This window comes from Flavobacterium sp. 245 (assembly GCF_004362055.1).
Lineage (GTDB): Bacteria > Bacteroidota > Bacteroidia > Flavobacteriales > Flavobacteriaceae > Flavobacterium.
In genome coordinates this window covers 357,765-382,417 of record NZ_SNXB01000001.1, presented here as the reverse complement: position 1 = coordinate 382,417, position 24,653 = coordinate 357,765, and the positions used below count along the sequence as shown (strand labels likewise).

Below are 24,653 nucleotides of genomic sequence, written 5' to 3'. Positions count from 1 at the left end.
TTAGCCTATAACAAAACTTTTATTTTAAATACAAATAATGATTATAATAATCGATAATAGCTTTCCCTTCTAATAAAACATCGGCACCAATAATTCCGTGAACAGGTTTTGCTCTGTGGGATTCCAAAGCTTCATTTACGTGCGATAAATCAAAAATAACAATACTGAAATTTTTGTTTTTCCAGCTTCCTAACTGCAGTTTATTTTCCGATGAAATCTGCGTTTTCATTCCGGTGCCACCAGCGCCAGAAGCTTTTGTTTTTGATTTTTTTGCGGCCAATTCAAATCGCTCTATGCTTTCAAAACCAACACAGGAATTTGAGGCTCCCGTATCTAAAATGAAATTTCCAGCAACGCCGTTTATTTTAGCTTTTATAGCAAGATGCTGTGTTTTGGTAACTTTGAATTTTATTTTTTTATAGTTCTCTTTTTTGAGAACTTCGTGAAGATTTTCCATTTTTGGTACCGATTGATTATCAAAAATAAGCCAATTAAAGCCAATAAACTAATTACATAATAGATATAATTTCCAGATTGTTCTTCTTTTGAAATCGACCCATAATACACAAATGAACTCCAGTAATAAGGCGATTTCTTGGCATTCGGAATCGATTTGTCATTCAAGTAATCGAGCTTTGCATTTGCATTTGCTTCAAAATAAGAGGCATTATTTTTAATGTTTTTATAAAAATCAGACATGAAAACCGAAGTCGTAAAATCATTCACTTTCCACAAAGAAAACAATAAATTCTGTGCTCCGGCAAACTGAAAACCTCTGGCAACACTCATTGCGCCTTCGGCTTTATACAATTTTCCGATTCCGGTTTCGCAGGCGCTTAAAACAACTAAATCTGGATTAATATGCAGATTATACAATTCAGAATACAAAATTTCCTGATCGTAAAATTTAATACTCGCCGGAGTTTCAATATCGCCAGATGATGCGTGCGTACTCAAATGCAAAATAGAAAAATTTGCCGCATTATTTTTGAAATTAGAAAAACTGGCATCCGAATTTTCTAAATATTTTCCTTTAAAATTGCTTCTGATTGATTCCAACTCTTTCTTAGAATAACTCAATTCAAAAGCTGTTTTTTCGAAAACCGGGAAAACTCCTAAAACTCTTTTTTTAGATTTTGAAACAGGTTTTGCATTCAGATAAATATTTGCCGAAGTATTATATGCAATCTTAAAGTCATTCAATAAATAATGCATTTTGGCAAAATTTGTCGTCTTTGATTCTTGCGTAATTAAAGCTTCAAAAGGAAGAAAATTCAAAATCCCGTCTGGAACGATGATGAGGTTTTTATAGTTTAAGTTTGAAGGTAATTTTAATAAATCGTAAGCTGCTTTTCCCGAATGATTGTAGCCGGCAATATCATTTGTAATTGTACTTGAATTATTGAAATAATCTATGAAAAAGAGAATATCGACTATTTTTCCGTGTCCAATGCGAACTTCGTCAAGCATAACCCGATTATGCTGTAATACGAAAGAATACAGTTTTCTAGCCCCCATAAAATAATACACCATTATTGCTTTATCATTTTCTAATTTCTTGAATAATGATTTCAAGTCACATTTCTCAGGAATATAATCGGGGCTTTTAGATTTTATTTTTTTCAAAGAAAGGACTAATTCGCTTTGTTTTTTTATAAGCTGGTTGATTTTCAGAATATCAGCCAAACCAGCTTTTTGCTGTTCTTTTATAATAGCATTACTTAGGTTTTGAAGTTGTTGCAAAAGCTGTTTTTCTTCTGCAGAGGCATTTTTAATAGTGGAACGATAACTTTTTAAAATTCCGGCTTTTGTTTGTTCAGCTAATTGAAATGCCTTTTCCAAATATTGAGTTTTACCTTCTTTTTCAAATAATTTATCATAAATCATAATGCATTTTTCAGTGCGATTGCGAGATTGTAATTGCATCAAGATTTTAGAATTTTCATAAATCAGACTATTCATCAGCAAATCTTCAATATAAAAAGAAAGATCAAAAGCTTTAAGAGCCTTCTTGGGCTCATTTATCTTTAAAATTTCTCCTTGCAAATCGAGCGCATCCAATAAAACAGTTTCTGCGTACAATTGATTTTGATCTGGAAGAATATTTTTTGAATTATAATTCGGAATCAAAGTTTTAAATAACACAGCAACTTGTTTCGAACTTTCTTCATACTTTTTTTCATCAAAAAGAAGCAATGCTTTTTCATAATAAAGTTTAGCCAGTTTTCTGGGTTGCTGATTTGATGTTTGTAAGAATAACTTTTCAGCTTTTTCTAAATAAAAATTTGCTATTTCGTGATTACGTCCTTCACGATTAAACGTCGCAAGATTTCGATAAGAATTAGATAAAGTTTCTAATTGGTCTTTTTCGTTTTGAAGATATTTTATGGAAGATTCAAATGCTTTTTCGACTTTCTGGATTGTGCCGGGCATCAATAAATTTCCGCCAGAACTTAGCAAGTAATTATTTCCTAGATTATTCAATAAAATACCTTTTTGAGAATTCGATAATTTTTCTGTTTTTAAAGTGTTTTCCAGTAATTCAATTGCCAAAGAAATTTTGCCAGAGCTCTGATAAACATTTGATAAATTCAGAATAGCTGCAACTTTTTGAGCTTCATTTTTTTCGAGATTCGCAATAAAAAAATACTGTTTTATAGTGTTTTCGGCACTATCATAATCGCCTAAAATAGTGTATAAATTCGCTAAAGGTTTCAGGCAAAATTCAATAATATCATAGTTGGAAAGTTTGTTTTTCTGATAAATCTGCCAAGCTTTTTCATAACTTGAAATGGCTTTTTCGGTTTGTCCAAATTGATTTTCATAATACGCTTTATTGCAATTTAAAACCACAATGGCCAGTAATTCATCTTTGGTTTTTGGTTTTGAATTTCTCCAAAAATCAGCTTCTGTGTTTTCTAAATTTTGTATCGCTTTCGCGGAAGGATGAGCAACGAAACTATCAACAGCATTATATATTCTGTCTTCCTGATTCTGTCCAAAAACAGTCAGATTTATGAAAAGGAAGATTAAACTATATAAGCAATTTAAGTTCATGTTAAAAAATAGTTAGTTATTATATTGTCAGTCTGAGCGAAGTCGAAGACCTTTTTTGTTACAAAGCCTTCGACTTCGCTCAGGATGACATTTTGTTTAATCTATCACATTATAATATGAGCTTACATCACTTATATGGTGAAAAAACTAAAACTTCCATATTCCATAAAGCTGAATATAATTAAAATTCTGTTCAAAATTGATCACATAACGCGCACCCAAACTCGGACCAATTCTCGCAAAACCTGCCGTTAAATCAAACAAAAGTCCTGTTTTAAAATCGGTAAAAGAGTTTTTAATGGTGTTGGAAGTCGTTTTTGAATCAATTAAAAAATTTCCTTTGTCGCCTTCATAAAGATCTACTTGAATATTCTGATTTTGTTCTGAAGAAACATTCACATTGACCTGAACTCCGGCACCAACGCCAATATAATTATTAATGTTATACCGAATCAAAAGCGGTATTTCCCAATTGATATTTTTATTTTCGGTTGTAGTTGTCGTGCGCTGTAATTGTCGAACTCCATTTGCATTTGTTAAAAATTCCTCTTCGATTTTGACCTCGCTGTTATATTGGTTTAAAGCATTCAACCATTCAGCTTGCCAGTAAAAACGATACGATTTAAAAGGAGAAATTGTCGCGCCTAAAAAATAACTCGTTGATTTATCAAGATCAGGATAAAAGTTGTAACCCGCTTTTGCTCCAATTGAAATTCCGGGAAGAAATCGAGTGGTGGCGTAATTGGTAATTATAGGTTCATTTTTATCAAAAATAATAGCAGTTCGACTTTTGGTTTTTACTTTATGAAAATCTTCGGCAAACTTCATTGAATATTTTACAAAGCCTTTTGTAGAATCTTTTTCCTGAACATTTTTTTGCTCACTTCCCGGCAGATAAATATTTTTGAAAGTAAAAATAATCTGTTTCTGTTTTATAATGGTGTCCAGACAGCTTACTGTTGGTTCTTGGCCTTTTGGACAAATCGGGCATTCAGGATACATGCTTTCAATCTGAAATGTTTTTTTGTCAAACATATCAGGAACATCTGTTTCTAAACGAATTTTTCTTGCCGGACCTTCGCCGTTGTTTTGAAAACGGGTTTTAAAATTCACTCTTTTAAAACGCACCAATCTGTAATTCATAAAACTTCCGTTTGATCCCATTTTGTTTGGATCGTGCGAAGTCACAATTTCCATTTCCAGGTTTTTAATTTTATGGTTTTTATAACTTCTATTCGGAACAAAAATCCCGCGCATGGTAACTGTAGCGCTGGTATCTTTAATCATTTCTGGAGTTGTTTTGAACGTATAAAAAACATTGCGAGTTTCTCCTGGATTGGCATCATCAAATTCTAAAACCGATACATTATGATAGGTTTTATTGGCTTCTGATAACGAAGCATCGAGATCTTCTTCGGTCGTTGTATTTCGGTATTTTTTAGGCTTGAAATTTCCTTCGGCGGAAGCCAGAAAATTATTCGAATCGTCAAGATCGTCTGCAAAAGCAACAAGATTTTCCTTTACTTCACGTTCGTTGGCATAGGTTCTAAAATCAGTTAATTCGAAGTTATTATCCTTGAATTGTTTCTCATTGTAAAACAAATACAGTTTTCCACTTGAAACATAATTTTCAAGATTTTGATAACTTACTACAACTATCATTTCCTGATCTGGAATAGGATCACAGTTTTTAATAATTGCAAAACCATTTTGATCAGCAATCGATGCAATGTCTTTGTAGTCGTTGTCAGTAATATCATTTACAGCCACTTTTTTAGGACGCGTTGCGGGAGGTTTTCCGTTGTCGTAATTGTTAGTCACGGCAAGGCGCGTGGTGTAAGTCCCTTTGTTTTTATAAACATGTTTAGGTGACGCTTCTTTGCTGTAATGGCCGTCGCCGAGTTCCCATAAATACGAATAACTAGGTTTTGGCGCACCCGCAATCGGAATCAATGGCGGTGTTTCGGGCTTAAAAGTGACGGCATTTCCGTTTTGAATAAAACTAATATTGGCTCTTCGAGTTATAGTGTCTTTTACTTTGGTTTGTCCTATTGAAAAAATAGAGAAGAGAATAAAGAAAATAGACAGTTGTGGTTTCATAACTAGATAGTTTTGGGTTCTAAAATTATCAGAATTCGTAAAATTTAAACACATAGAAACATAGATTTTTTATTTTAAATAAAGATTAAAATAAACGATACATCATTTACACATAGCTATGAGCACTTACAATTAGTGAAATGCCTTTTTTGAGTATGCAAATCTATGTTTCTATGTGTTGAAATATACTCAATGAATTGAAAATCAATTTTAAAACAGGATTAAATGTAAAAAAAAGTGATGAGCAAATCACCACTTTTTCTTAAAAAAGCATTTCTAAGTTATTGGATTGCATTTATTGCTGCTACCAATTGCGCTTCGGTACCAAGAGTAGTTTCGGCAAGCGTAAAAGTGTAAACGTCGTTGGCGGCAACGGTTACAGCTTTAATCGCATAACGCCATTGACCACTGTCTTCGGTCACAAAAATCACGTGACATTTAAGACCAATCGGGATTTGGCCGTAATGTTCGCTAAATAATCCGGTAGCGGTATAAGTGTCTAATTTTGCTAGAGCATTTGTTCCTTCGCCGTCATAGGATAAATAAATTGCACTGTTGTTGTTGTCATAGCCATCAGGAGCATCGGCAAGAATGGTAGTTTTTGGTCTTGGATCACTGTAAAAACGATCCACATTTGTCCAGCCAAAGTTTCCAAAAGTCACATAATAATTTGTTCCTTCACCTTGAACACCGCCTTTTCCGTTTGCGCCGTCAGCACCTGCTTTTGCTTCTCTCCAGGCTAGTTCGCCCGCGTCATCAATTACACCCGTCCATAAAGTCATTGTGTTGTCTACGCCATCTGTCAACGCTGCAGGCACAATCATACTCATCGAGCATGAAGTTTGAAGTTCAACACCGCCCTGAGTTGCTTTGATAAAGAATTCTCCACCAGAAATTAAAAGGTTTTTCTTTCCGTCAGCAGTAATTCCCATTGTTGGTTTATTGGTAATCAACATATTTCCTTTGTCAAAAAGTTCGATATATTCAATGTCAATTTGGCCTGTTACGGCATTTCCGTTTTTAGTTAAACAGTTTCCGTTAATGTTTAGTTTAACCCCTTTTGCAGATGTTACCGTTATCATTCCGGTTCCGGCTGTTACAGTAAATTTTTGCGTATTTCCTTTAACTCCTTTTTCGCTGATGCTTTTAAAAGCGGCCGAAGTTGGCGGCGTAATTTTAATATCGTCTCCATCGCTGTTGTCGCAGCTTACTAAAGAGATTAACAATAAAAATAATAGACTGATGGTTTTAAAATTTCTGTTCATGATTTCTAGTTTTTATAAATCTGTCTTGAATGTTATCAAGCGGTTTTCAGATTCTGGTTGTTACATTTATATTCTTAAATCAATTTGGGTTTGATTTTGTTACCCTTGTTTTTAAAATATTTTTTCAGGCTTGTATAACACTATATCAATTCGCTTAAAAATTTGTTACCCCTGTTTTTAGTTTTTTTTATTTAGGCTGATAAGCATTTGTCTTCAAAAAGATTTCCGTCTTCATCTACAGCCACCAAAATGCTTTTCTTCTGCGAAAGCGAAACAATCAAATACAGCCAGACAATCGACCAGAAACCAAATGTGATACAGGTTAGAAAGAGATGAAAAGAATGATTTACGGCTTTTTTTTCTTTGGATAAAACCACATAAGGCAGTTTTTCGTTGTGTTCGACAATTACAAAACCATTTCGTTTTTTAGCCGAAATCATTTCGTAAAACTGCTCCAGATTTTTTTCTTTAGTAAATTGATACGTTTCCATTCCGTTTAATTTTTTTTTAGTTTAAAAGAGTATTACAGGTTTATATCAAATTGATTTTGTAATTGTTACCCAGTATTTTAAAATTATTTGAGATTCTTTTTTAACTTTAACTAATCAAAAGTTTTTTTATGGAGAAAATTAAAATACATAGTGACCAAATGTATATTGACGGACTTGCAGCAAATGATTCGGTAATTATTGAATCTATCTACAAAAAGTTCGTTCCCAAAGTCGTTTTTTTTGTCTTGAATAATTCAGGGGACAGAGATCAGGCACAGGACATCGTTCAGGAAGTCATGATATTGCTTTACAATCAAGCAAAAGCAGGTACATTAAAATTGACTTGTCCTTTTGATGCCTACTTTTTTTTATTGTGCAAAAGAAAATGGCTCAACGAATTCAAAAAAATATCAAATAAAGGGGTAACAATTCATGAAGACGTGGTATCTATTAATGAATCTGCATTAGAATTAATTGCTCAGACTGAAGAATTTGATGAAAAACAGAAACTTTTTGACACCATGTTTCAAAAACTTGGAGACAAATGCCAAGAGCTGTTAAAGCTGAGTTTTTCTGTAAAATCAATGGAAGAAGTTGCTGAAAAGCTAAATGTAACTTATGGTTATGTTCGCAAGAAAAAATCGTTATGCATTGGTCAGTTAACACAGTGGATTCAGGAAGCCAAAAATTTTAATTCTCTAAAAAAATAATTAGTCATGAACGAAGAACGCTATATATTATTTGATCAATATCTTGAAGGCGAACTGACTGCTGAACAAAAAAATGACTTTGAAAAGCAATTGGCTGAAGATGCTCAATTTGCTTCAGAATTTGAAACTTTTAAATCAGTACAGCTGCAGCTTCAGAATAAATTTGGAATTGAAGAAGAAAGAAAAGAATTTAAAGAAAATCTTAATCAGATCGCCGAAGATTATTTCAATAAAAAACCAAAAGTAATTGGTCTTAAGCCGTGGTATCTTGCCGTTGCAGCATCGGTAGCAGTTTTGTTTGGCCTCTTCTTTTTTAATTACAATCAGAATCCAGTTTTCGCCGATTATAACCATCCTGAACAAGCTTCATTTGCTGAAAGAGGAAGCGAAGATGGTCCTTTAAAAAATGCTGAAAAAGAATTTAATGCTAAAAGATTTTCATTGGCAATTCCATTTTTTGAGGAAGTTTTAGCAAAAGGAAAAACACCAGAAATTCAATATTATTATGGAATTTCTCTTTTAGAACAAAGCCAATTTTTAAAAGCCGAAGCTGTTTTTAATGAATTGAAATCGGGCAATTCGGTTTATAAAGAAAAAGCGATTTGGTACCTCGCATTATCTAAATTGAAGCAAAGAGATTATAAATCATGTAAAGAAATATTGCAGACAATTTCACAGGATTATGAAGATTATGATGAAGTGCAACTGCTTCTGGATGAATTAGATTAATAAAAAAACTGCTTTTACGTAAAGCCGTAACCGAATTTAGAATTTTAGTTCTAAATTCGGTTTTTCTTTTATAAGAATTAGCCCAAAACTATCTACCCAAATCTGAACCTAAAATGCAAAGAATTACTTTATTAGTACTTGTTCTGTTTTCTCAAGTCATTTTTAGCAGCATCAAAATTACCGAAACTGAGAAACTTGCAGCAACCTGTAAAGTATGGGGATTTTTGAAATACTATCATCCAAAAGTGGCCAATGGCGATTTCAATTGGGACCAGCAGCTTTTGGATATTTTGCCTAAAATCGAAAAAGCGCAAACTCAAAAAGAATACGCTTTGATTCTTGAAAACTGGATCGATGATTTGGGTCCTGTAAAAGAAATAGCTCCAATTGCAAAGCCAAAAGATGTTGAATATTTCGATAAAAACTTCGATTTATCGTGGATTAACAGCAACAAGTTATTTTCTAAAAATCTTTCTAAAAAATTGAAATTTATAGAACAAAATAGATTTCAAGGAGAACCGTTTTATGTTTATACTTTAGAAGGAGGTGGAAACATTGGCTTGAAAAATGAAAGCAATAAACACCCTGATTTTACAGATAAGAATTCAAAACTTCGAATGGTATTTATGTACTGGAATCTGGTAGAATATTTTTTTCCGGATAAATATTTAATGGATCAGAAATGGGATATCACTTTAGAAAAAACAATACCGCTTGCAATTAAAGCAGAGAATCAGGATGATTTTTATCTGGCAATGAGAAAAATGGTATCAAGAATTGATGACAGTCACACAGAATTTTTTACATATTCGTCTCTAACGACCCCAAAAACAAGAAATTTTTTCCCTGCTCACGGGAAGATCATTGATGAGAAATTAGTCATTACAGAAATTTTGGCTGATAGTCTTGCTCAGGCAGATGATATAAAAGTTGGAACTATAATTACTAAAATAAATGATAAAACGATAAGAGAAATTATTGCTGAGAACAGAGATTTGATTTGTGCTTCAAACGAACCTAAATATTTGGATAAACTGGCAGAGAAAATTTTAAGAAGTTATACTGATGATTTAGTAAAAGTAGAATTCTTTCAAAATGAAAACTATGTGACAAAAACAATGACCTGGTATGATTATCATGATTCTCACAGAAATGAATTTAAAAAAGGAGCACGAAAAAAGAAGGAAAAATTCAAACTTTTAGAGAATAATATTGGCTACGTTAATATGGGAATTATAGACAGAAAAAATATTCCGGATATGATTGAAGCACTAAAAAACACAAAAGCAATCATTTTTGATATGAGAAATTACCCAAAAGGGACTTTTGAACCAATAGGAAATTTTTTAAACCCTCAAGAAAAGAAATTTGCCATTTACACACTTCCGGATTTAACTTATCCAGGAAGATGTATATGGAGTAGTGGAGCTTCAATTGGTTTTGATAATAAAGATTATTATAAAGGAAAAGCTGTTCTTTTATTAGATGAAAAAACGCAAAGTCAGGCAGAATGGACTGCGATGTGTTTTCAAACTTCGGGAAATACTACAATTGTCGGAAGTCAAACTGCTGGTGCAGATGGAAATATTTCCATATTTGATTTTGAAGGATTTAATACGCAATTCTCAGGAATTGGTGTGTTCTATCCAGACAAACGCGAAACCCAAAGAATCGGAATCGTTCCGGATATTGAAGCAAAACAAACTATAAAAGGAATTCAAGAAGGAAGAGACGAGGTTTTAGATCGCGCCTTGCTTTTTGTCGAGTCAGGAAAATAAAATTGATTGTCGTACTGAAGAACGAGGGATCACACTAGCTGATCGCAAGAAAAATGGGGGTTTTTCTTTGCGAAGCTTCTTGTGAGATCCTTCGTTCATCAGCATGACAAAAAAAAGACAGAAAAGAAAAAAGCTGTTTTTATCGGCGTTTTTCCGAAGTAAATCTGTTAAATCCGTCTCCTGTAATTTCTACGAAATTGTTATTCTTTTAATATTGTCGTAATTTTGACAGCTTTAAAAATTAGACAATTGAATTCAACACCCATAATTACCGATACACACACCCATTTATATTCTGAGGAATTTGATCAGGATCGTGACGAAATGATTCAGCGCGCTATTGATGCCGGAATCACACGTTTTTTTATTCCCGCAATCGACGCTGCAGCAACGCAGTCTATGTATGATTTAGAGAAAAAGTATCCTGAAAATATTTTTTTAATGATGGGTTTGCATCCCACTTACGTAAAAGAAAATTATCTGGAAGAACTTGCGCATGTGGAAACTGAATTGTCGAAACGAAAATTCTATGCAGTTGGCGAAATCGGGATTGATTTATATTGGGATAAAACGCATCTTAAAGAACAGCAAATTGCTTTTAAGAGACAAATTCAATTGGCAAAACAATACAAACTTCCTATTGTAATTCACTGCCGAGAAGCATTTGACGAAATCTTTGAAGTTTTGGAAGAAGAAAAATCTGAAGATTTATTTGGGATTTTTCATTGTTTTTCCGGAACTTTAGAACAAGCAGAACGTGCGATTTCTTACAAAATGAAGTTAGGAATAGGAGGAGTTGTCACTTTTAAGAACGGAAAAATTGATCAGTTTTTAAGCCAAATCGATTTAAAACATATTGTATTAGAAACAGATTCGCCTTATTTAGCGCCAATTCCGTATCGAGGAAAACGAAATGAAAGCAGTTATTTAGTCAATGTTATTGCTAAATTAAGCGACATTTACGGAGTTTCTGCCGAAGAAATTGCAGTAATTACAACACAAAATTCAAAGGACGTTTTTGGGATTTAACCAAAGCCTTACAAAACTTTAATTTTTTTTTTGTTCTTTTGCCCACTTAAACCCAAATAAATAATGCAGAGATTTGATGCCATTCGACCGTTTTATGATTCCGAAATAAATGAAGCACTTCATGATGTTGTGAACCATCCTATGATGAAAACAATGATGAACTTTACTTTTCCGGAAGTTAAAGATGAGGTTTGGAAGGAGCAACTTAAGAAAACGCATTCAATTCGCGATTTTCAGTGCAACTTTATTTATAATACGATTCAAAAAGTTTTAGAAAAAAGTTCTGAAGGCTTAACAACTTCAGGTTTTGAAAAACTGGAACCAAATACTTCTTATTTGTTTATCTCCAATCATAGAGATATTCTTTTAGATACAACATTACTGAATGTTTGCTTGTTTGAACATGGTTTGGTGATGACAGCATCGGCAATTGGCGATAATTTGGTTAAAAAAGCTTTCTTGGCAACATTAGCAAAATTGAACAGAAACTTTTTAGTTTTAAGAGGATTAACGCCTCGTGAAATGTTGCAGAGTTCTAAATTGTTGGCTGAATATATGGGGCAGTTATTGCTTCGCGAAAATCGTTCGGTTTGGATTGCTCAGAGAGAAGGAAGAACGAAAGATGGAAATGACGAAACCAATCCAGGAGTTTTAAAAATGATTGGAATGGGATCTGATGAACCTAATTTAATGGATTATTTCAAAAAATTAAAAGTCGTTCCTGTTTCTATTTCTTATGAATATGACCCGACAGATGTTTTGAAAATGCCACAATTAATGGCAGAAGCAAACAACGAAGTTTACGTTAAAGATAAAAATGAAGATTTCATGACCATTTTAAGTGGCATCATGGGAACTAAAAAAAGAATACATATTTCTGTTGGAGATGTTCTTGATACAGAAATCGACCAGATTGTTGCCGAAAATGACAATGTAAATAAACAAGTTCAGGCTTTGGCACAAACAATTGATGATGTTATTTTGAAAAACTATCAATTATGGCCAACTAACTTTATTGCGTACGATATTTTAAACGAAACCGACAGATTTGCTGACAAGTATAAAGAAAGCGAAAAATCACTTTTTGAGCGTCGTTTAGAAATGAGAATTGGCAGTGATAATCCGGTTACTAGACAAGGATTTTTATCAATGTATGCAAATCCGGTTGTCAACAAATTGAAATACCAAGATGTCATCTAAAGCTAAAATACTTTTAATTTATACCGGAGGAACCATCGGTATGAGCAAGGATTTTGAAACGGGTGCGCTTAAAGCGTTCAATTTTGGAAAACTGCTTCAAAAGATTCCTGAAATAAAACAATTGGATTGTGAAATCGAAACGGTTTCATTTGAAAATCCAATTGATTCTTCAAATATGAATCCTGAAATGTGGACAAAAATTGCCACAATTATCGAGGATAATTATAATAAATATGACGGATTTGTAGTGTTGCACGGTTCAGATACAATGTCATATTCGGCTTCGGCATTGAGTTTTATGCTGGAGAATTTAGCAAAACCAGTTGTGTTTACAGGATCGCAATTGCCAATTGGTGATTTGCGTACCGATGCAAAAGAAAACTTGATTACAGCTATTCAAATCGCGTCGCTTCAGGAAAATGGGAAACCAGTCATCAACGAAGTTTGTCTTTATTTTGAGTATAAATTGTACAGAGGAAACCGAACTTCAAAAGTAAATGCTGAACATTTTAAAGCTTTTACGGCGCCAAATTATCCTGAATTGGTCGAATCTGGCGTGCATTTAAAATTGAATTCGCATTTGTTTCTTCCCATAAATACAGATGCTAAACTTATTGTCCATAAAAACTTAGACAATCACGTTGCAATTATAAAAATGTTTCCCGGCATGAGTGAAGTGGTTTTGGCTTCCATTCTAGCAACTTCGGGTTTGCGAGGGATTGTTTTAGAAACTTACGGTTCAGGAAACGCTCCAACCGAAGATTGGTTTTTAAACTTAATAGAAAAAGCTATTAAATCCGGGATGCACATTGTAAACGTAACGCAATGTTCTGGCGGAAGCGTAAACATGGGACAATATGAAACCAGTACAGCATTAAAATCTCTTGGAGTTATTTCAGGAAAAGACATTACTACAGAGGCTGCAATTACAAAATTGATGTATTTGCTCGGACATAATATTCCGCAAAACGAATTTAAAGATATTTTTGAAACTGCGTTACGCGGGGAGATTTCGTTGTGATTTTTTTTTCACCATATAAGTGATGTAAGTTTATTTAATTAAGCAAAAACGATCTGGTTTGTCATTCCGAAGAATGAGGAATCCCCGCGAGTAGCTCCGTTCCTAATTGCCAATCTTTGTAGAGTTTCTTGCGGGGATTTCTCCTCCGTCGAAATGACATACTTTATGTTTACGTTATGAATATTTATTGGAATTTCCCTTCCTAAGATTGGAATTTGGATTTTTTTTATTGGAATTTTTAAGGTTTAATCTTTATAACGAACCGGACAAGTTTCCATTTCATCAGAAGTGCTATGTTTTTTATAATAAACATAAACAATTACCGAAATAATACAAATTATCCCCTGAATCGCTACTGTTTCTCGTGTTCCGATAATATGTGAAACGTAGCCTATTATTAAACTTCCCACAGGAATCATTCCTTGATAGGCCATCAAATAATAACTAATGCTTCTTGAACGCATATTTACTGTACTTTGAGTTTGTACATAAATGTTTATAGATGAGGTTTGTGCCATCATACCCACACCGCTCAGCGCCATACAAATAAGCGCGATTGTCAAACTATTTGAGTAAGCAAGTATAATAATGCTAAAACCTAATAATAAGCTCGCAGCGATCATTATTTTGTTCATATTATCGGCTCTTTTTAGATTAGCCAGATAAATTGCTGAGATGATAGAACCAATTCCGGCCGCACTTTCAAACCAGCTGAAAGTCTGTGCGTTTCCGCTAAAAATATCTTTGGCAAAAACCGGCATCAAAGTGTTGAAAGAAATTACAAATAAACTACTCACCATTAGCATCAGCAGCATTTTTGCCATATCTGTTTCTTTTTTTACATAGTCCAAACCTTCAATAAAATCATCCCACATTTTTAACTTGTCAGTTGCTTTAATGTGCGGTGTGATTTTCATCATTAACAAAGAAATCAAAACTGGAATATAGCTTAAGAAGTTTCCAATAAAACAAATGTCTTCTCCGTATTGGTGTAAAATAATTCCGGCTAATGCAGGACCGGCAATTCGGGCGAAATTATTTAAGGTGGAGTTAAGAGCGACTGCGTTTGGTAAATCTTCTTTATCATTGACAATATCAATCATCATGGTTTGTCTGCAAGTCATATCAAATGAATTGATAATTCCCTGAAAAAGACTTAAAGCCAGAATAAAGTTGATGTTGTATATTTTTAGATAAATCAGCAAAGCCAGAGCTCCGGCCTGAAACATTGCCAACGATTGCAACAGGATCATACTTTTGTGTCTGTCGTAACGCCCAATAATACTTCCGGCAATTGGTGCCAGAAATAAAGATGGAATCATACTTAAAAATGTAGCAAGTCCTAATAAAAAAACAGAACCGGTAACGCTGTAAACCATCCAACTTACAGCTGTTTTTTGAAGCCAGGTTCCGATAACAGAAACCGATTGTCCGTAGAAGAACAATTTGAAGTTTTTTGATTTTAGCGCTTTAAACATAACTCTTATTATTTTTTTACAAAGTTCGGGATTATGATTTCATTAGAAAAATTAATAATTTTACTGATAACAAGTAGTAAAACTTATCAATATGGAAATCTATCAACTCGAATATTTTATTAAAACAGCTACCGTTTTGCATTTTACTAAAGCAGCCGAATTGTGTTTTGTAACCCAATCCGGACTTTCGCAACAAATTAAAAAGTTAGAAGAAGAACTCGGAATGCCTTTATTTATAAGGATTGGAAAGAAAGTACAGCTTACCGAAGCAGGATCTGTTTTTTTAATTCACGCCAAACAAATTATAGAAAATGTCCAAAGTGGCAAACAAGCTATTGATGATTTAAATCAGATGATTGGTGGAGAATTAAGAATTGGTGTGACTTATATTTTTGGACTTTTGGTTTTGCCAATCGTTGATTTGTTTGCGAAAACCTATCCGCATTTAAAAATTGTTGTCGAATATGGGACAACTGAACCTTTGGAACAAAAACTATTGAATAACGAATTGGATTTGGTTTTGGTTATTTCTTCTAATGAAATCGAACTTCCTTTTCAAAAAGTGCCACTGTTTACTTCGAAATTGGTTTTGGCGGTATCAAAAACGCATCCATTAGCCGCTTTAGATAAAATTTCTTTTAAAAAAATAGAAGATCTTCCGCTTATTTTACCTGTAAAAGGATTTAATTCGAGAGAATTTCTTGATGAATTGTTTTTGAAAAACAATATGAAGCCTACCGTTTCGATTGAATTAAATGCGGTTCATGCTTTATTGCGATTAGTAGGAGACAGCGATTATTGGGCGACAATTGTAACCGAAAAAGCCCTAAAAGGCTGGGATAACATAAAAGCAATAAATATTACGGGCGTTGCAACACAAAGAGATTCATTTATGCTAACCATAGAAGGAGCGTACCAAAAAAAGGCTGTAAAACTATTTATGGAGGAATTCAGAAAAAGTATGTAAAGGATTGTATGATTTTACTTTTGAAACTCATTTTTTTTTGTGTTCTTTGCAGACCAACAAAGAGAGGTGTCCGAGTGGTTGAAGGAGCTAGCCTGGAAAGCTAGTATATGGGTAACTGTATCGAGGGTTCGAATCCCTTTCTCTCTGCAAAGCCTTTTGTGAATTTCACGAGAGGCTTTTTTTTATGACACTACAGGAATATAAATATCAAATTTAGCTCCTTGATTTAATCTGCCAGTTGCCGTAATTATTCCTTTATGATTTTCGACAATCTTTTTTACTATGGCGAGACCAATTCCGGTTCCCTTGTAGTCTGTTCGGCTATGAAGCTGTTGGAACATTTCGAAAACACGGCTTTCAAACTGCTGGTCAAACCCAATACCATTATCGCTGATTATTATATGACAGTAATCAGATGATGACGGAAGATTCTTTGTTGTCTGTTTCGTATAAAGGCTTTCTATTGTAATATGTGGTATTTCTCCTTGTTTTGAAAATTTGAGAGAATTATTTATTAGATTGCAGATAAGCTGGTGAAACTGTGACGGTATTACATAAGCGCTGCAATTTCCAGATACTTCTATAATTGCTTTTTTTAGGATTATTTCTTCGCTTAAATCTTCTATGACTTTATTGATAATGTCGTTAATGCTGCAATTTTCAAATTTTTTTTCGTTTACACTTGTGCGCGAGTAGGTTAATAAATCATTTATTAGCCCCTGCATATGAGATGCGGCAACTTCAATACGTTCAAAATAGTATTTTCCTTTGAGGGTTAAATTTTGATGCTCATCAGTACTTATTCGGTCTGTAAAAACCTGGATTTTTCGCAAAGGTTCTTGTAAATGATGGCTCGAAATATAAGTAAATGCTTCGAGTTCATTATTTGTCAGGGCTAATTCATTTGCTCGTTTTTCTTTTTCCTGATTCTGAAAAGTAAGTTCAGCATTTGCAATAACCAATTCTGCAGCACGTTTTTCTTTTTCTTGATTTTGAAAAACAAGTTCAGTGTTAGCAATAACTAATTCTGCAGCACGTTTTTCTTTTTCCTGATTTTGAAAAGCAAGTTCAGTATTGGCTATAACCAATTCTGCAGCGCGTTTTTCTCTTTCTTTATTTTGAAAAGCAAGTTCAGCATTTGCTATAACTAATTCTGCTGCCCTTTGCTCTTTCTCTTTATTTTGGTAGGCAAGTTCTATATTCGCAATAACTAGTTCTGCGGCGCGTTTTTTTCGTTCCTCTATTTGCTGGGAAAGTTTTTTATTGAGCAGTAGTAACTCGTCATTATGATTTGCTTTATTTTTTTCGGGAAGAGCAATACCATCAGGTGGAATATTTTTTTTTTCGCTCATGTTTTCTAGTGCATTTACTCAAATATAATCTAACTGAATTTAATGTATTAGTTTTAAATATAATATGTGGATTTATAATACAGAAATCGCGCCATTACTGAAAACTGAAATTATTTTATTGTAAGTTTTTACTTGTATTTTATAATTGCGGATTTAAATAAAACCCCTTGTGAAAATTAATTTACAAGAGGTTATTTGTATAGAATTGGTTAGTTTTTTAGGTTAATAATTTAGAAGATTAAGCTTAATCTCAAATAAAGGCAAAGTATCTTTTTCTTGAAAAAAGAAAAAGATATAGCGGATAGCGGGACTAAAGATGTTTTGTAAACTGTTTTTTCTGTTTCTAAAAAAAATTAATCCTGTAAAGCCATTTTTACTTTCGGCAACATTCGTTCAACAAACATTCTATAAGCATTTTCCGAAGGATGAAGGCCATCTGAAGCAACTAAACTTGGATTATTTAATCCTTGTTTTGTAATGTCGGTTATGGAGATGAATGTGACTTTTTTTGTAATACAGAAACTCTCAGCAAAAGTGTTGTACTGATTTATTTCATTAGAAATTTTCATGCGGTTTGATTCACTGTAATTCGCTGCAAATGGCGTATAAGAGTAATCTGGGATTGAAAGTACAATCACATTTTTGCTGTCGCCTTTTGCTAATGCAATTGCTTTATTTAGTAACTGTGGAAATTCTTTTTCGTAAACCGAGAAATCCTGATGCTGATATTGATTGTTTACACCAATTAAAAGTGTAACTAAATCATAGTTAGAATCTGGATTTTGACTGTTTATTGCCGAAATTAAATCGCCGGTGGCCCAGCCTGTTCTTGCAATTACTTTTAATGAAAAAACAGTTTCAGGATAAATTGTTTTTAACTTGGTTTTGAGTTGTTCAGGATAACGGCAGGTTTCGCAAACACTTTGACCAATGGTATAACTGTCGCCTAAAGCGAGATAATTTATAGCTGTTGAAATTGGCGTTGTTGGAACTTCTGTTGCTGGAGGTGTGGGCTGCGGTGCAGCGGCATTTCCAGAATCTGACTGTTCAGCGCTACAGCTTAACAGGAATATGGAGAGTATAACAATAACTATTTGTTTGAAATGCGGCTTCATAATTTTGAAAAATTAGGTTTGAGAACATTTTAAACAAATAGTTACGTTAAATATTTGGGTTCGGTTTTAAACCATTTCTGTTTTTAAGGCAATTTCTTCCTCAATGGCATTCCAAAGTCCAATTCGTTTTTCTAGGGCTAAAATGGAAACTTCTTCCACTTCCTTCCATTTTTGAGCATCGTCTTCGCACAAATCTGTGATCATTTGCATGGCCATTGGTCCGTGCTCGTCTGCATCAAGTTCGATATGTCTTTCAAAGTAATAAAGCAGTTTAGCTAAATCAACTTCTGGAAGATTTTTTTGAAAGTTTTTTAGGATTTCAGTAAACATACTCGGAATCAGATCTTCTCGTCCAAAAGTAAAAGCAGCAGCAATCTGGTGCGGTTTTCCTTCTTCTATTACTCTAAATGTAAAATCCAAGAAAGCTTTTATTTCAGGATGAAGTGAACTCTGTTTAATGGCAACAAAAATATTGTGAAGAGAATGTACTTCGGCTAAAAAATTATTGATTCCTGTTGTGTTGGCACCGCAGTCTTCCATTGCTTCAAGATACATTTCGTAATGGCTTTGTCTTCTTCCGTCAATCGTTAAATCGGTTTCTTCGGCAAGAACAATTTCATTGATTAAATATCTTGTTTCTGGGTTTTTTGTTGCGAACCAAGGCGTTGTTGTGCACGTAAGTTTGGCTTGTAAAGCTTTTAGCAATGACATAAAATCCCAAACAGCATAAACATGGTTTTCTAAAAAACTGTGCAAGTCATCAATATTTTGAATTTTGCCGTAAAGAGAATGATTTAAAAGCTGGTCTTTTTGAGGTTGAATGCTATTGTTTATAGTTTCAATATTCATTTATGTAAATTTTGCTGCAAAGATAAAAAGCTTCTCGATTAGAAGAAGCTTTTTCAATTGATTTTGTATATATTTTAATAGTTGTTTATGATTTAAATGCTGGAATTCCAGTTACATCCATTCCGGTAATCAATAAATGAATGTCATGCGTTCCTTCATAAGTGATTACACTTTCAAGGTTCATCATGTGGCGCATAATCGAGTATTCTCCAGTAATTCCCATTCCGCCTAACATTTGTCTGGCTTCGCGAGCAATATGAATTGCCATGTCAACATTATTACGTTTTGCCATCGAAATTTGAGCGGTTGTTGCTTTTCCTTCGTTTCTCAAAACGCCTAAACGCCAAGTTAATAATTGCGCTTTTGTGATTTCGGTAATCATTTCGGCTAATTTCTTTTGCTGTAATTGTGTTCCTCCAATTGGTTTTCCAAACTGTATTCTTTCCTTGGCATATCGTAAAGCGGTATCATAACAATCCATTGCGGCACCAATTGCTCCCCAGGCAATTCCGTAACGAGCCGAATCCAAACAGCCAAGCGGTGCGCCTAAACCAGATTTGTTTGGCAATAAATTTTCTTTAGGAACTTTTACATTGTCAAAAATTAGTTCTCCTGTTGATGAGGCACGAAGCGACCATTTATTATGCGTTTCTGGCGTTGTAAAACCTTCCATACCACGTTCTACGATTAAACCGTGAATTCTTCCTGTTTCATCTTTGGCCCAAACCACAGCAATATCAGCAAAAGGAGCATTTGAAATCCACATTTTGGCACCATTCAAAAGGTAATGATCACCCATATCTTTAAAATTGGTAATCATACTTCCTGGGTCAGAACCGTGATCAGGTTCAGTTAACCCGAAACAGCCCATGAATTCTCCTGTTGCCAGTTTTGGTAAATATTTCATTCGCTGCTCTTCATTTCCGTATTTCCAGATGGGATACATTACTAATGAAGATTGTACAGATGAAGTAGATCGTACGCCTGAATCGCCTCTTTCTATCTCCTGCATAATTAAACCGTATGAAATTTGGTCTAAGCCAGCACCTCCGTATTCCACCGGAATATAAGGTCCGAAACCGCCAATTTCTCCAAGTCCTTTTATAATTTGTTTTGGAAATTCTGCTTTTTGAGCATATTCTTCAATAATTGGAGAAACTTCTCTTTTCACCCATGCACGTGCCGACTCTCGAACTAATTTATGTTCGTCAGTTAATAAATCGTCAAGGTTGTAATAATCTGGAGCTTGAAATAAATCTGGTTTCATTTTTGATATGTTTTACAGAAACAAATTTACGTAATAAAAATATAACAAAACAAAGCTAAATTGTTATATTTTTTTAAGTTTGTTGTAAAATTAACAAGAGTATAGGAAATAAATTTTAGTTTATTGAAAATTTATGAGTTATTTTTGGAATCCAAAAACATATTAATGAGGCTAATCATCTCTTTTTTAATTCTTCTTGTTTTTAATTCGGGTTTTGCTCAACAGACTCAAGTTACTGAACAGGAATACTTAGCGTTGCAAGATAAAATTCGATTTAGTATGAATACTAATGTCGAGCAGGGTATCGTATACGCTAAAGAATTGATGAAATCTAATAATAATAAGCATCGAGCTTTTGCTAACGGTGCAGCTTCTTATTTGTATCAAATGAAAGGCAACTTTGCTAAATCTGAAGAAATGTATAAAAAAGCATTTCAATATTTAGACAAAATGCCAGAATCTTCAGAAAAAACAAAACTAAAAGGTTATTTGTATAATTACAGAGGTTTAACCGAATGGAAAAGAGGCAATTTAAGTGAGGCACTGGAAAATTATCAAAAAGGTGTCAAGTTTTCTTTAGAAGTTGAAGATGTTATACAGGTTGTTAAGTTTAAAAGCAACATTGCACTTATTAATGAGGAAGTTGGGAATTATCAACTAGCTATTAAAAATTTAAGACAAAATAACGATTTCATTGATAAAAATGAAAGAGTTTATCCTAAGGAGCAATTTCAAAACAGCAAAAGCAATATTAATTTAGATTTAGGCGGTTCATATGAAGGATATTATATGAAAAACCGCACTAAGAATTATTTACTTGATTCGGCTGAATATTATTATAAAAAAGCGATTACCTATTCTCAAAATTTCACAAACAATAAAATTTCTGCCAAAATGAGTTTGGGCAATATCTATTTGATGAAAAAAGATATTGTCAATGCCGAAAAAACGTATTACGACATTTTGTTTTTATCGAAGCAAAATAATTCAGAAGATTTATATCAAATTGCAAATTATAATTTAGGCGACTTATATTTTTACGGTAAAAAATATGACAAGGCCTTAGTTTGTTTGAGAAAAGTTGATTCTATTTCATTGAAAAATAAAACTTTAGATGGTAATTATTTAAAATCAAATTATTTACAGGCTAAGATTTACAGTGTAATGAATAAGCCAGATGAGGCCTATAAGCATTCGAAAATTTATTTGAGTGCTTACGAAAAATCAGAATCAAAATTGAGAGATGAAGCGCAAGAAGTAAATTATAAATTAGGCGTAGAAGATTTGAGTACTGAAATGATTAATATTCAGGAAAAATACAAATACGACGTTTTAATAAACAAAGCTTTAAAAGTTTTTTATGTAGTTCTTGTTTTGGGAATTGTATTTTTTCTGATCAAAAACATTCGAGATAAAAATAAGGCACATAAAAAAATGAACGCTTTAATTGAAGAGTTTAAAGCTAATATTGAGAAAAAAGAAAATCCGCCAATTGCAGCAGCTGCTGAAGTTTTAGAAGCAGAAGAAATTCAGCTTAAAAAGGAAAATGCCAATTTAAGTATCGATGAAGCTAAGGAAAATAAAATTGTTGAAAAATTATTGGCACTTGAAAATAAGCTTGAATATCTAAATGCCGATTTTACGCTGCCTTATGTAGCGAAGAAAATTAAAACCAATACCACTTATTTATCATATGTTGTAAATAAAAGATTTGGAAAATCATTTGGAGAATATTCGAACGAACTTAAAATCAATTATGTAATTAACCAAATGATTACGAATCATATGTATCGTAAATATTCTACACAGGCAATTGCCGAAAGTGTTGGTTTTAAAAATGCGGTTTCTTTTGCAAAATCATTCCGTAAAAGAACGGGGGTTTCTCCGGCTCAGTTCGCGAGCAATATTTAAAGCTATTTTGTTGGAGTTACTATCAAACGTATTTTCATAAAAAAAACAATTCGCAAACTGAGCTTTTTAATATGGCACAGTTTGCGAATTTTATTTGGTAAAACTATTTAGACTTTGCAGCTAAATTGAGTTCTAAGTCAGAATTTCATCCATTTCCTCCTTTACCTTTTCCTGGGTCATATGGAGGATCGATTTCGCCATCGCCACCGCGAACAATTTTTTGTTCAGTTCTTGTTAATTTTTCAGTTTCGAAATCTTCGAATTTTGCTTTTATAGTTTTCATAATTAAGTTGTATTTAGGATTATAGTGATATTGTTGTTATTGAAATTCTTTTAGTTTGTTCTTCATCGCCGTTTCCTCCTTTACCTTTTCCTGGATCATATGGAGGATCATCTGGTCCGCCATCTCCGCCGCGAACGATTTTTTGTTCCGTTCTAGTTAATTTTTCAGCTTCGAAATCTTCGAATTTTAATGTCTTATTTGCCATGATTTTACTTATTACATTTATTGATATTCAAAGCTAGCCAAAATGCAAAACCCTTCGTCGAGATTTGGGTTTTGACATTTTTGTTGAGGAAAATTTCGATGTAAGTATTTGAATTTCAAATAATTAAAACAATCACTTAGGTAGGTATAATTTATAAATTGTATGTAGTATAATTGATAAAATGTCTACTAACGGTCGTTTTTTCTCGATAAAAACCACAATATTTGTACTGTAATTATGATTTAAAGCAATCAAAAGCGATGTTAAAACTGGTCCAAAAATTTCTACGTATAAATAGATACTCAGATATAAAAAATGAGTTTAAGGATTTGTTTCTTTCTCATCCTAATTATCCAAGTTTATTTGCGATAACAGATTCGCTTGATTTATTGTCAATAGAAAATGCAGCCATAAGAGTTCCGAAAGAACAAATTGTAGATTTGCCTTCCAATTTTTTAGCTTACTATAAAGATGAACTTACCTTAGTAGAAAAAGCAAAAAATGATGTTCGAATTACGACTATTAAAAAAGGTGCTCAAAAAATATCTTATGAAAAATTCCTTTTAGACTGGAATGGAGTAATTGTGGCTATTGAACCTAATAATGTTATTGCAAGAGATAATTTAAAAGTTGAATATAGCTGGTTAAAATATGGATTACCATTTATCCTTTTAATAGGATTGTCGTTCTTTTATAATACATACGATTTATTTAGTGCAGTTTTTTTAATAACATCAACACTAGGATTCATTGTAAGTATTTTTATTGTTCAGGAAAAATTAGGTTTCAAAAATAGTATAATAGCAAAGTTTTGCAATCTGAGTGCAAATTCGTCTTGCAACTCGGTTATTAATGCTACTGAAGGAACTGAAAATAAATTGTTTAATTTTTCTGATTTACCGTTGTTATTCTTTACAGCAAGTTTTATAGCAATGTTAATTCAGCCTTTAGATTCGGCAATTTTTATTGGTTTTTTAAGTCTTTTGGCTATTCCTATAGTGGTATCGTCAATTTGGATTCAAAAGTTCGAAATTCAAAAATGGTGCGTAATGTGTTTGGTGGTTTCATTTTTGATTTTTGTACAAAGCACTATTTGGTTTTCATCAGATTTGTTCACTTTGACTTTTAGTTTTGAGAGTATTTTTCCTTTTGTTTTTTCATTGGCGCTTCTTATTCCAATTTGGATAGCCGTCAAACCAATGATTAAAAATGTTTTAAACAGTGAAAACTCACTTAAAGAATTAAAAAAATTCAAGAGAAATTATTCTTTATTGAACTTTTTGTCAAAAAAAGTGCCTGATATAGATGGACTGGAAGAGTTGAGAGGTTTGAATTTTGGAAACCGTAATGCCGTTATAAAATTATCAGTAGTTATAAGTCCAAGCTGTGTGCATTGTCATAAAACATTTCACGAAGCATTTGATTTAGTTTTAAGATTTCCAGATAAAATTTATTTAAATGTATTATTTAATATCAATCCGGAGAATACTGAAAATCCATATAAAATAATTGTTGAACGAATCTTGACAATTAATAGAGCAACGCCCGGAAAAACTGTCGAAGCAATTTCTGATTGGCATATTAAGAAAATGAGCCTTAAGAAATGGCTTAAGAAATGGCACGTTGAGCCTGTCAGTATTATGATAAGCCAAGAGATTAATAAACAGTATGAATGGTGTTCTAAGAATAATTTTAACTACACACCAGTTAAAATCGTAAACGAAAAATTATTTCCAAACGAATATGAACTGAGTGAGCTAAAATATTTCTTGAATGATTTTACTGAAGAAATTGAAATTCTTGAAAAAACAGCATAGAATTTTGAGGATATAGACTTGCATTCAAT

Annotated in this window: 21 protein-coding genes and 1 tRNA gene; 10 read left to right on the top strand and 12 right to left on the bottom strand. The window is 33.0% G+C overall.

All coding sequences use genetic code 11. From position 1 onward, the window contains the following. Window positions 1–19: 19 nt before the first annotated feature. The 5 genes from EV145_RS01615 to EV145_RS01595 form a co-directional block, all read right to left on the bottom strand. Complete coding sequence (locus tag EV145_RS01615; RefSeq protein WP_133523492.1) at window positions 20–457, bottom strand: retropepsin-like aspartic protease; 438 nt, start codon at window positions 455–457, stop codon at window positions 20–22. Continuing rightward, a complete protein-coding gene (locus tag EV145_RS01610; RefSeq protein WP_133523491.1) occupies window positions 409–3,057 on the bottom strand; it encodes a CHAT domain-containing protein in 2,649 nt (882 codons plus the stop codon). The genes EV145_RS01615 and EV145_RS01610 overlap by 49 nt, the downstream gene beginning before the upstream one ends. A gap of 147 nt (window positions 3,058–3,204) precedes the next feature. After that, entirely contained in the window at window positions 3,205–5,157 is a 1,953-nt protein-coding gene (locus tag EV145_RS01605) for a PKD domain-containing protein (RefSeq protein WP_133523490.1), read from the bottom strand. A 281-nt stretch (window positions 5,158–5,438) separates the two neighbouring features. After that, a complete protein-coding gene (locus EV145_RS01600; RefSeq protein ID WP_133523489.1) occupies window positions 5,439–6,422 on the bottom strand; it encodes a hypothetical protein in 984 nt (327 codons plus the stop codon). Window positions 6,423–6,613: 191 nt separating this feature from the next. Next, window positions 6,614–6,913 (bottom strand): hypothetical protein, encoded by a 300-nt coding sequence (locus tag EV145_RS01595; protein WP_133523488.1) that lies wholly within the window; start codon window positions 6,911–6,913, stop codon window positions 6,614–6,616. A gap of 128 nt (window positions 6,914–7,041) precedes the next feature. Here EV145_RS01595 and EV145_RS01590 point away from each other — a divergent pair, with 128 nt between their 5' ends. The 6 genes from EV145_RS01590 (at window position 7,042) to EV145_RS01565 (ending at window position 13,380) form a co-directional block, all read left to right on the top strand. After that, window positions 7,042–7,623 carry an RNA polymerase sigma factor gene (locus EV145_RS01590; RefSeq protein ID WP_133523487.1) on the top strand — a complete coding sequence of 194 codons (582 nt, stop codon included), beginning with the start codon at window positions 7,042–7,044 and terminating at the stop codon, window positions 7,621–7,623. Window positions 7,624–7,629: 6 nt separating this feature from the next. Next, window positions 7,630–8,352 (top strand): tetratricopeptide repeat protein, encoded by a 723-nt coding sequence (locus tag EV145_RS01585; RefSeq protein ID WP_133523486.1) that lies wholly within the window; start codon window positions 7,630–7,632, stop codon window positions 8,350–8,352. Between the two features lie 113 nt (window positions 8,353–8,465). After that, window positions 8,466–10,130: a S41 family peptidase gene (locus EV145_RS01580; protein ID WP_133523485.1), complete on the top strand. Its 1,665-nt coding sequence runs from the start codon at window positions 8,466–8,468 to the stop codon at window positions 10,128–10,130. 249 nt (window positions 10,131–10,379) lie between these two features. Next, a complete protein-coding gene (locus EV145_RS01575) occupies window positions 10,380–11,159 on the top strand; it encodes a TatD family hydrolase (protein ID WP_133523484.1) in 780 nt (259 codons plus the stop codon). Between the two features lie 63 nt (window positions 11,160–11,222). Continuing rightward, the gene (locus EV145_RS01570) at window positions 11,223–12,359 is read left to right on the top strand and encodes a 1-acyl-sn-glycerol-3-phosphate acyltransferase (RefSeq protein WP_133523483.1); all 1,137 of its coding nucleotides are present in this window, start codon (window positions 11,223–11,225) and stop codon (window positions 12,357–12,359) included. Next, entirely contained in the window at window positions 12,349–13,380 is a 1,032-nt protein-coding gene (locus EV145_RS01565; RefSeq protein WP_133523482.1) for an asparaginase, read from the top strand. Before EV145_RS01570 ends, EV145_RS01565 begins: the two co-directional genes overlap by 11 nt. Window positions 13,381–13,625: 245 nt before the next feature. On the opposite strand, the gene EV145_RS01560 is transcribed toward EV145_RS01565, so the two are convergent. After that, window positions 13,626–14,858 (bottom strand): MFS transporter, encoded by a 1,233-nt coding sequence (locus EV145_RS01560; protein ID WP_133523481.1) that lies wholly within the window; start codon window positions 14,856–14,858, stop codon window positions 13,626–13,628. A gap of 91 nt (window positions 14,859–14,949) precedes the next feature. On the opposite strand from EV145_RS01560, the gene EV145_RS01555 reads away from it, so the two are divergent. Then, window positions 14,950–15,825, top strand: coding sequence for a LysR substrate-binding domain-containing protein (locus EV145_RS01555; RefSeq protein WP_133523480.1), 876 nt, complete (start codon window positions 14,950–14,952; stop codon window positions 15,823–15,825). Between the two features lie 60 nt (window positions 15,826–15,885). Continuing rightward, window positions 15,886–15,972 (top strand) — tRNA-Ser (locus tag EV145_RS01550). A 35-nt stretch (window positions 15,973–16,007) separates the two neighbouring features. Here EV145_RS01550 and EV145_RS01545 read toward each other — a convergent pair. The 4 genes from EV145_RS01545 to EV145_RS01530 all read right to left on the bottom strand — a co-directional run bounded on the left by EV145_RS01545 (window position 16,008) and on the right by EV145_RS01530 (window position 20,408). Then, a complete protein-coding gene (locus tag EV145_RS01545; protein ID WP_133523479.1) occupies window positions 16,008–17,177 on the bottom strand; it encodes a sensor histidine kinase in 1,170 nt (389 codons plus the stop codon). Between the two features lie 353 nt (window positions 17,178–17,530). Further along, entirely contained in the window at window positions 17,531–18,292 is a 762-nt protein-coding gene (locus EV145_RS01540) for an SGNH/GDSL hydrolase family protein (RefSeq protein WP_133523478.1), read from the bottom strand. A 66-nt stretch (window positions 18,293–18,358) separates the two neighbouring features. Then, entirely contained in the window at window positions 18,359–19,141 is a 783-nt protein-coding gene (locus EV145_RS01535; RefSeq protein ID WP_133523477.1) for a DUF3050 domain-containing protein, read from the bottom strand. A gap of 85 nt (window positions 19,142–19,226) precedes the next feature. Further along, window positions 19,227–20,408: an acyl-CoA dehydrogenase family protein gene (locus tag EV145_RS01530; protein ID WP_133523476.1), complete on the bottom strand. Its 1,182-nt coding sequence runs from the start codon at window positions 20,406–20,408 to the stop codon at window positions 19,227–19,229. Window positions 20,409–20,573: 165 nt separating this feature from the next. On the opposite strand from EV145_RS01530, the gene EV145_RS01525 reads away from it, so the two are divergent. Then, window positions 20,574–22,319, top strand: a complete 1,746-nt coding sequence (locus EV145_RS01525) for an AraC family transcriptional regulator (protein WP_133523475.1) — start codon at window positions 20,574–20,576, stop codon at window positions 22,317–22,319. A 145-nt stretch (window positions 22,320–22,464) separates the two neighbouring features. Here EV145_RS01525 and EV145_RS01520 read toward each other — a convergent pair whose 3' ends face one another. Together EV145_RS01520 and EV145_RS22520 are read right to left on the bottom strand one after the other, a co-directional pair. Continuing rightward, on the bottom strand, window positions 22,465–22,602 hold the full coding sequence (locus EV145_RS01520) for an rSAM-modified peptide (protein ID WP_133523474.1): 138 nt from the start codon (window positions 22,600–22,602) through the stop codon (window positions 22,465–22,467). A 19-nt stretch (window positions 22,603–22,621) separates the two neighbouring features. Further along, complete coding sequence (locus EV145_RS22520) at window positions 22,622–22,807, bottom strand: rSAM-modified peptide (RefSeq protein WP_208110883.1); 186 nt, start codon at window positions 22,805–22,807, stop codon at window positions 22,622–22,624. Window positions 22,808–23,067: 260 nt separating this feature from the next. Between EV145_RS22520 and EV145_RS01510 the strand changes: the two genes are divergently transcribed. Beyond that, window positions 23,068–24,624 carry a vitamin K epoxide reductase family protein gene (locus tag EV145_RS01510; RefSeq protein ID WP_133523473.1) on the top strand — a complete coding sequence of 519 codons (1,557 nt, stop codon included), beginning with the start codon at window positions 23,068–23,070 and terminating at the stop codon, window positions 24,622–24,624. The last annotated feature ends 29 nt before the right edge of the window (window positions 24,625–24,653 follow it).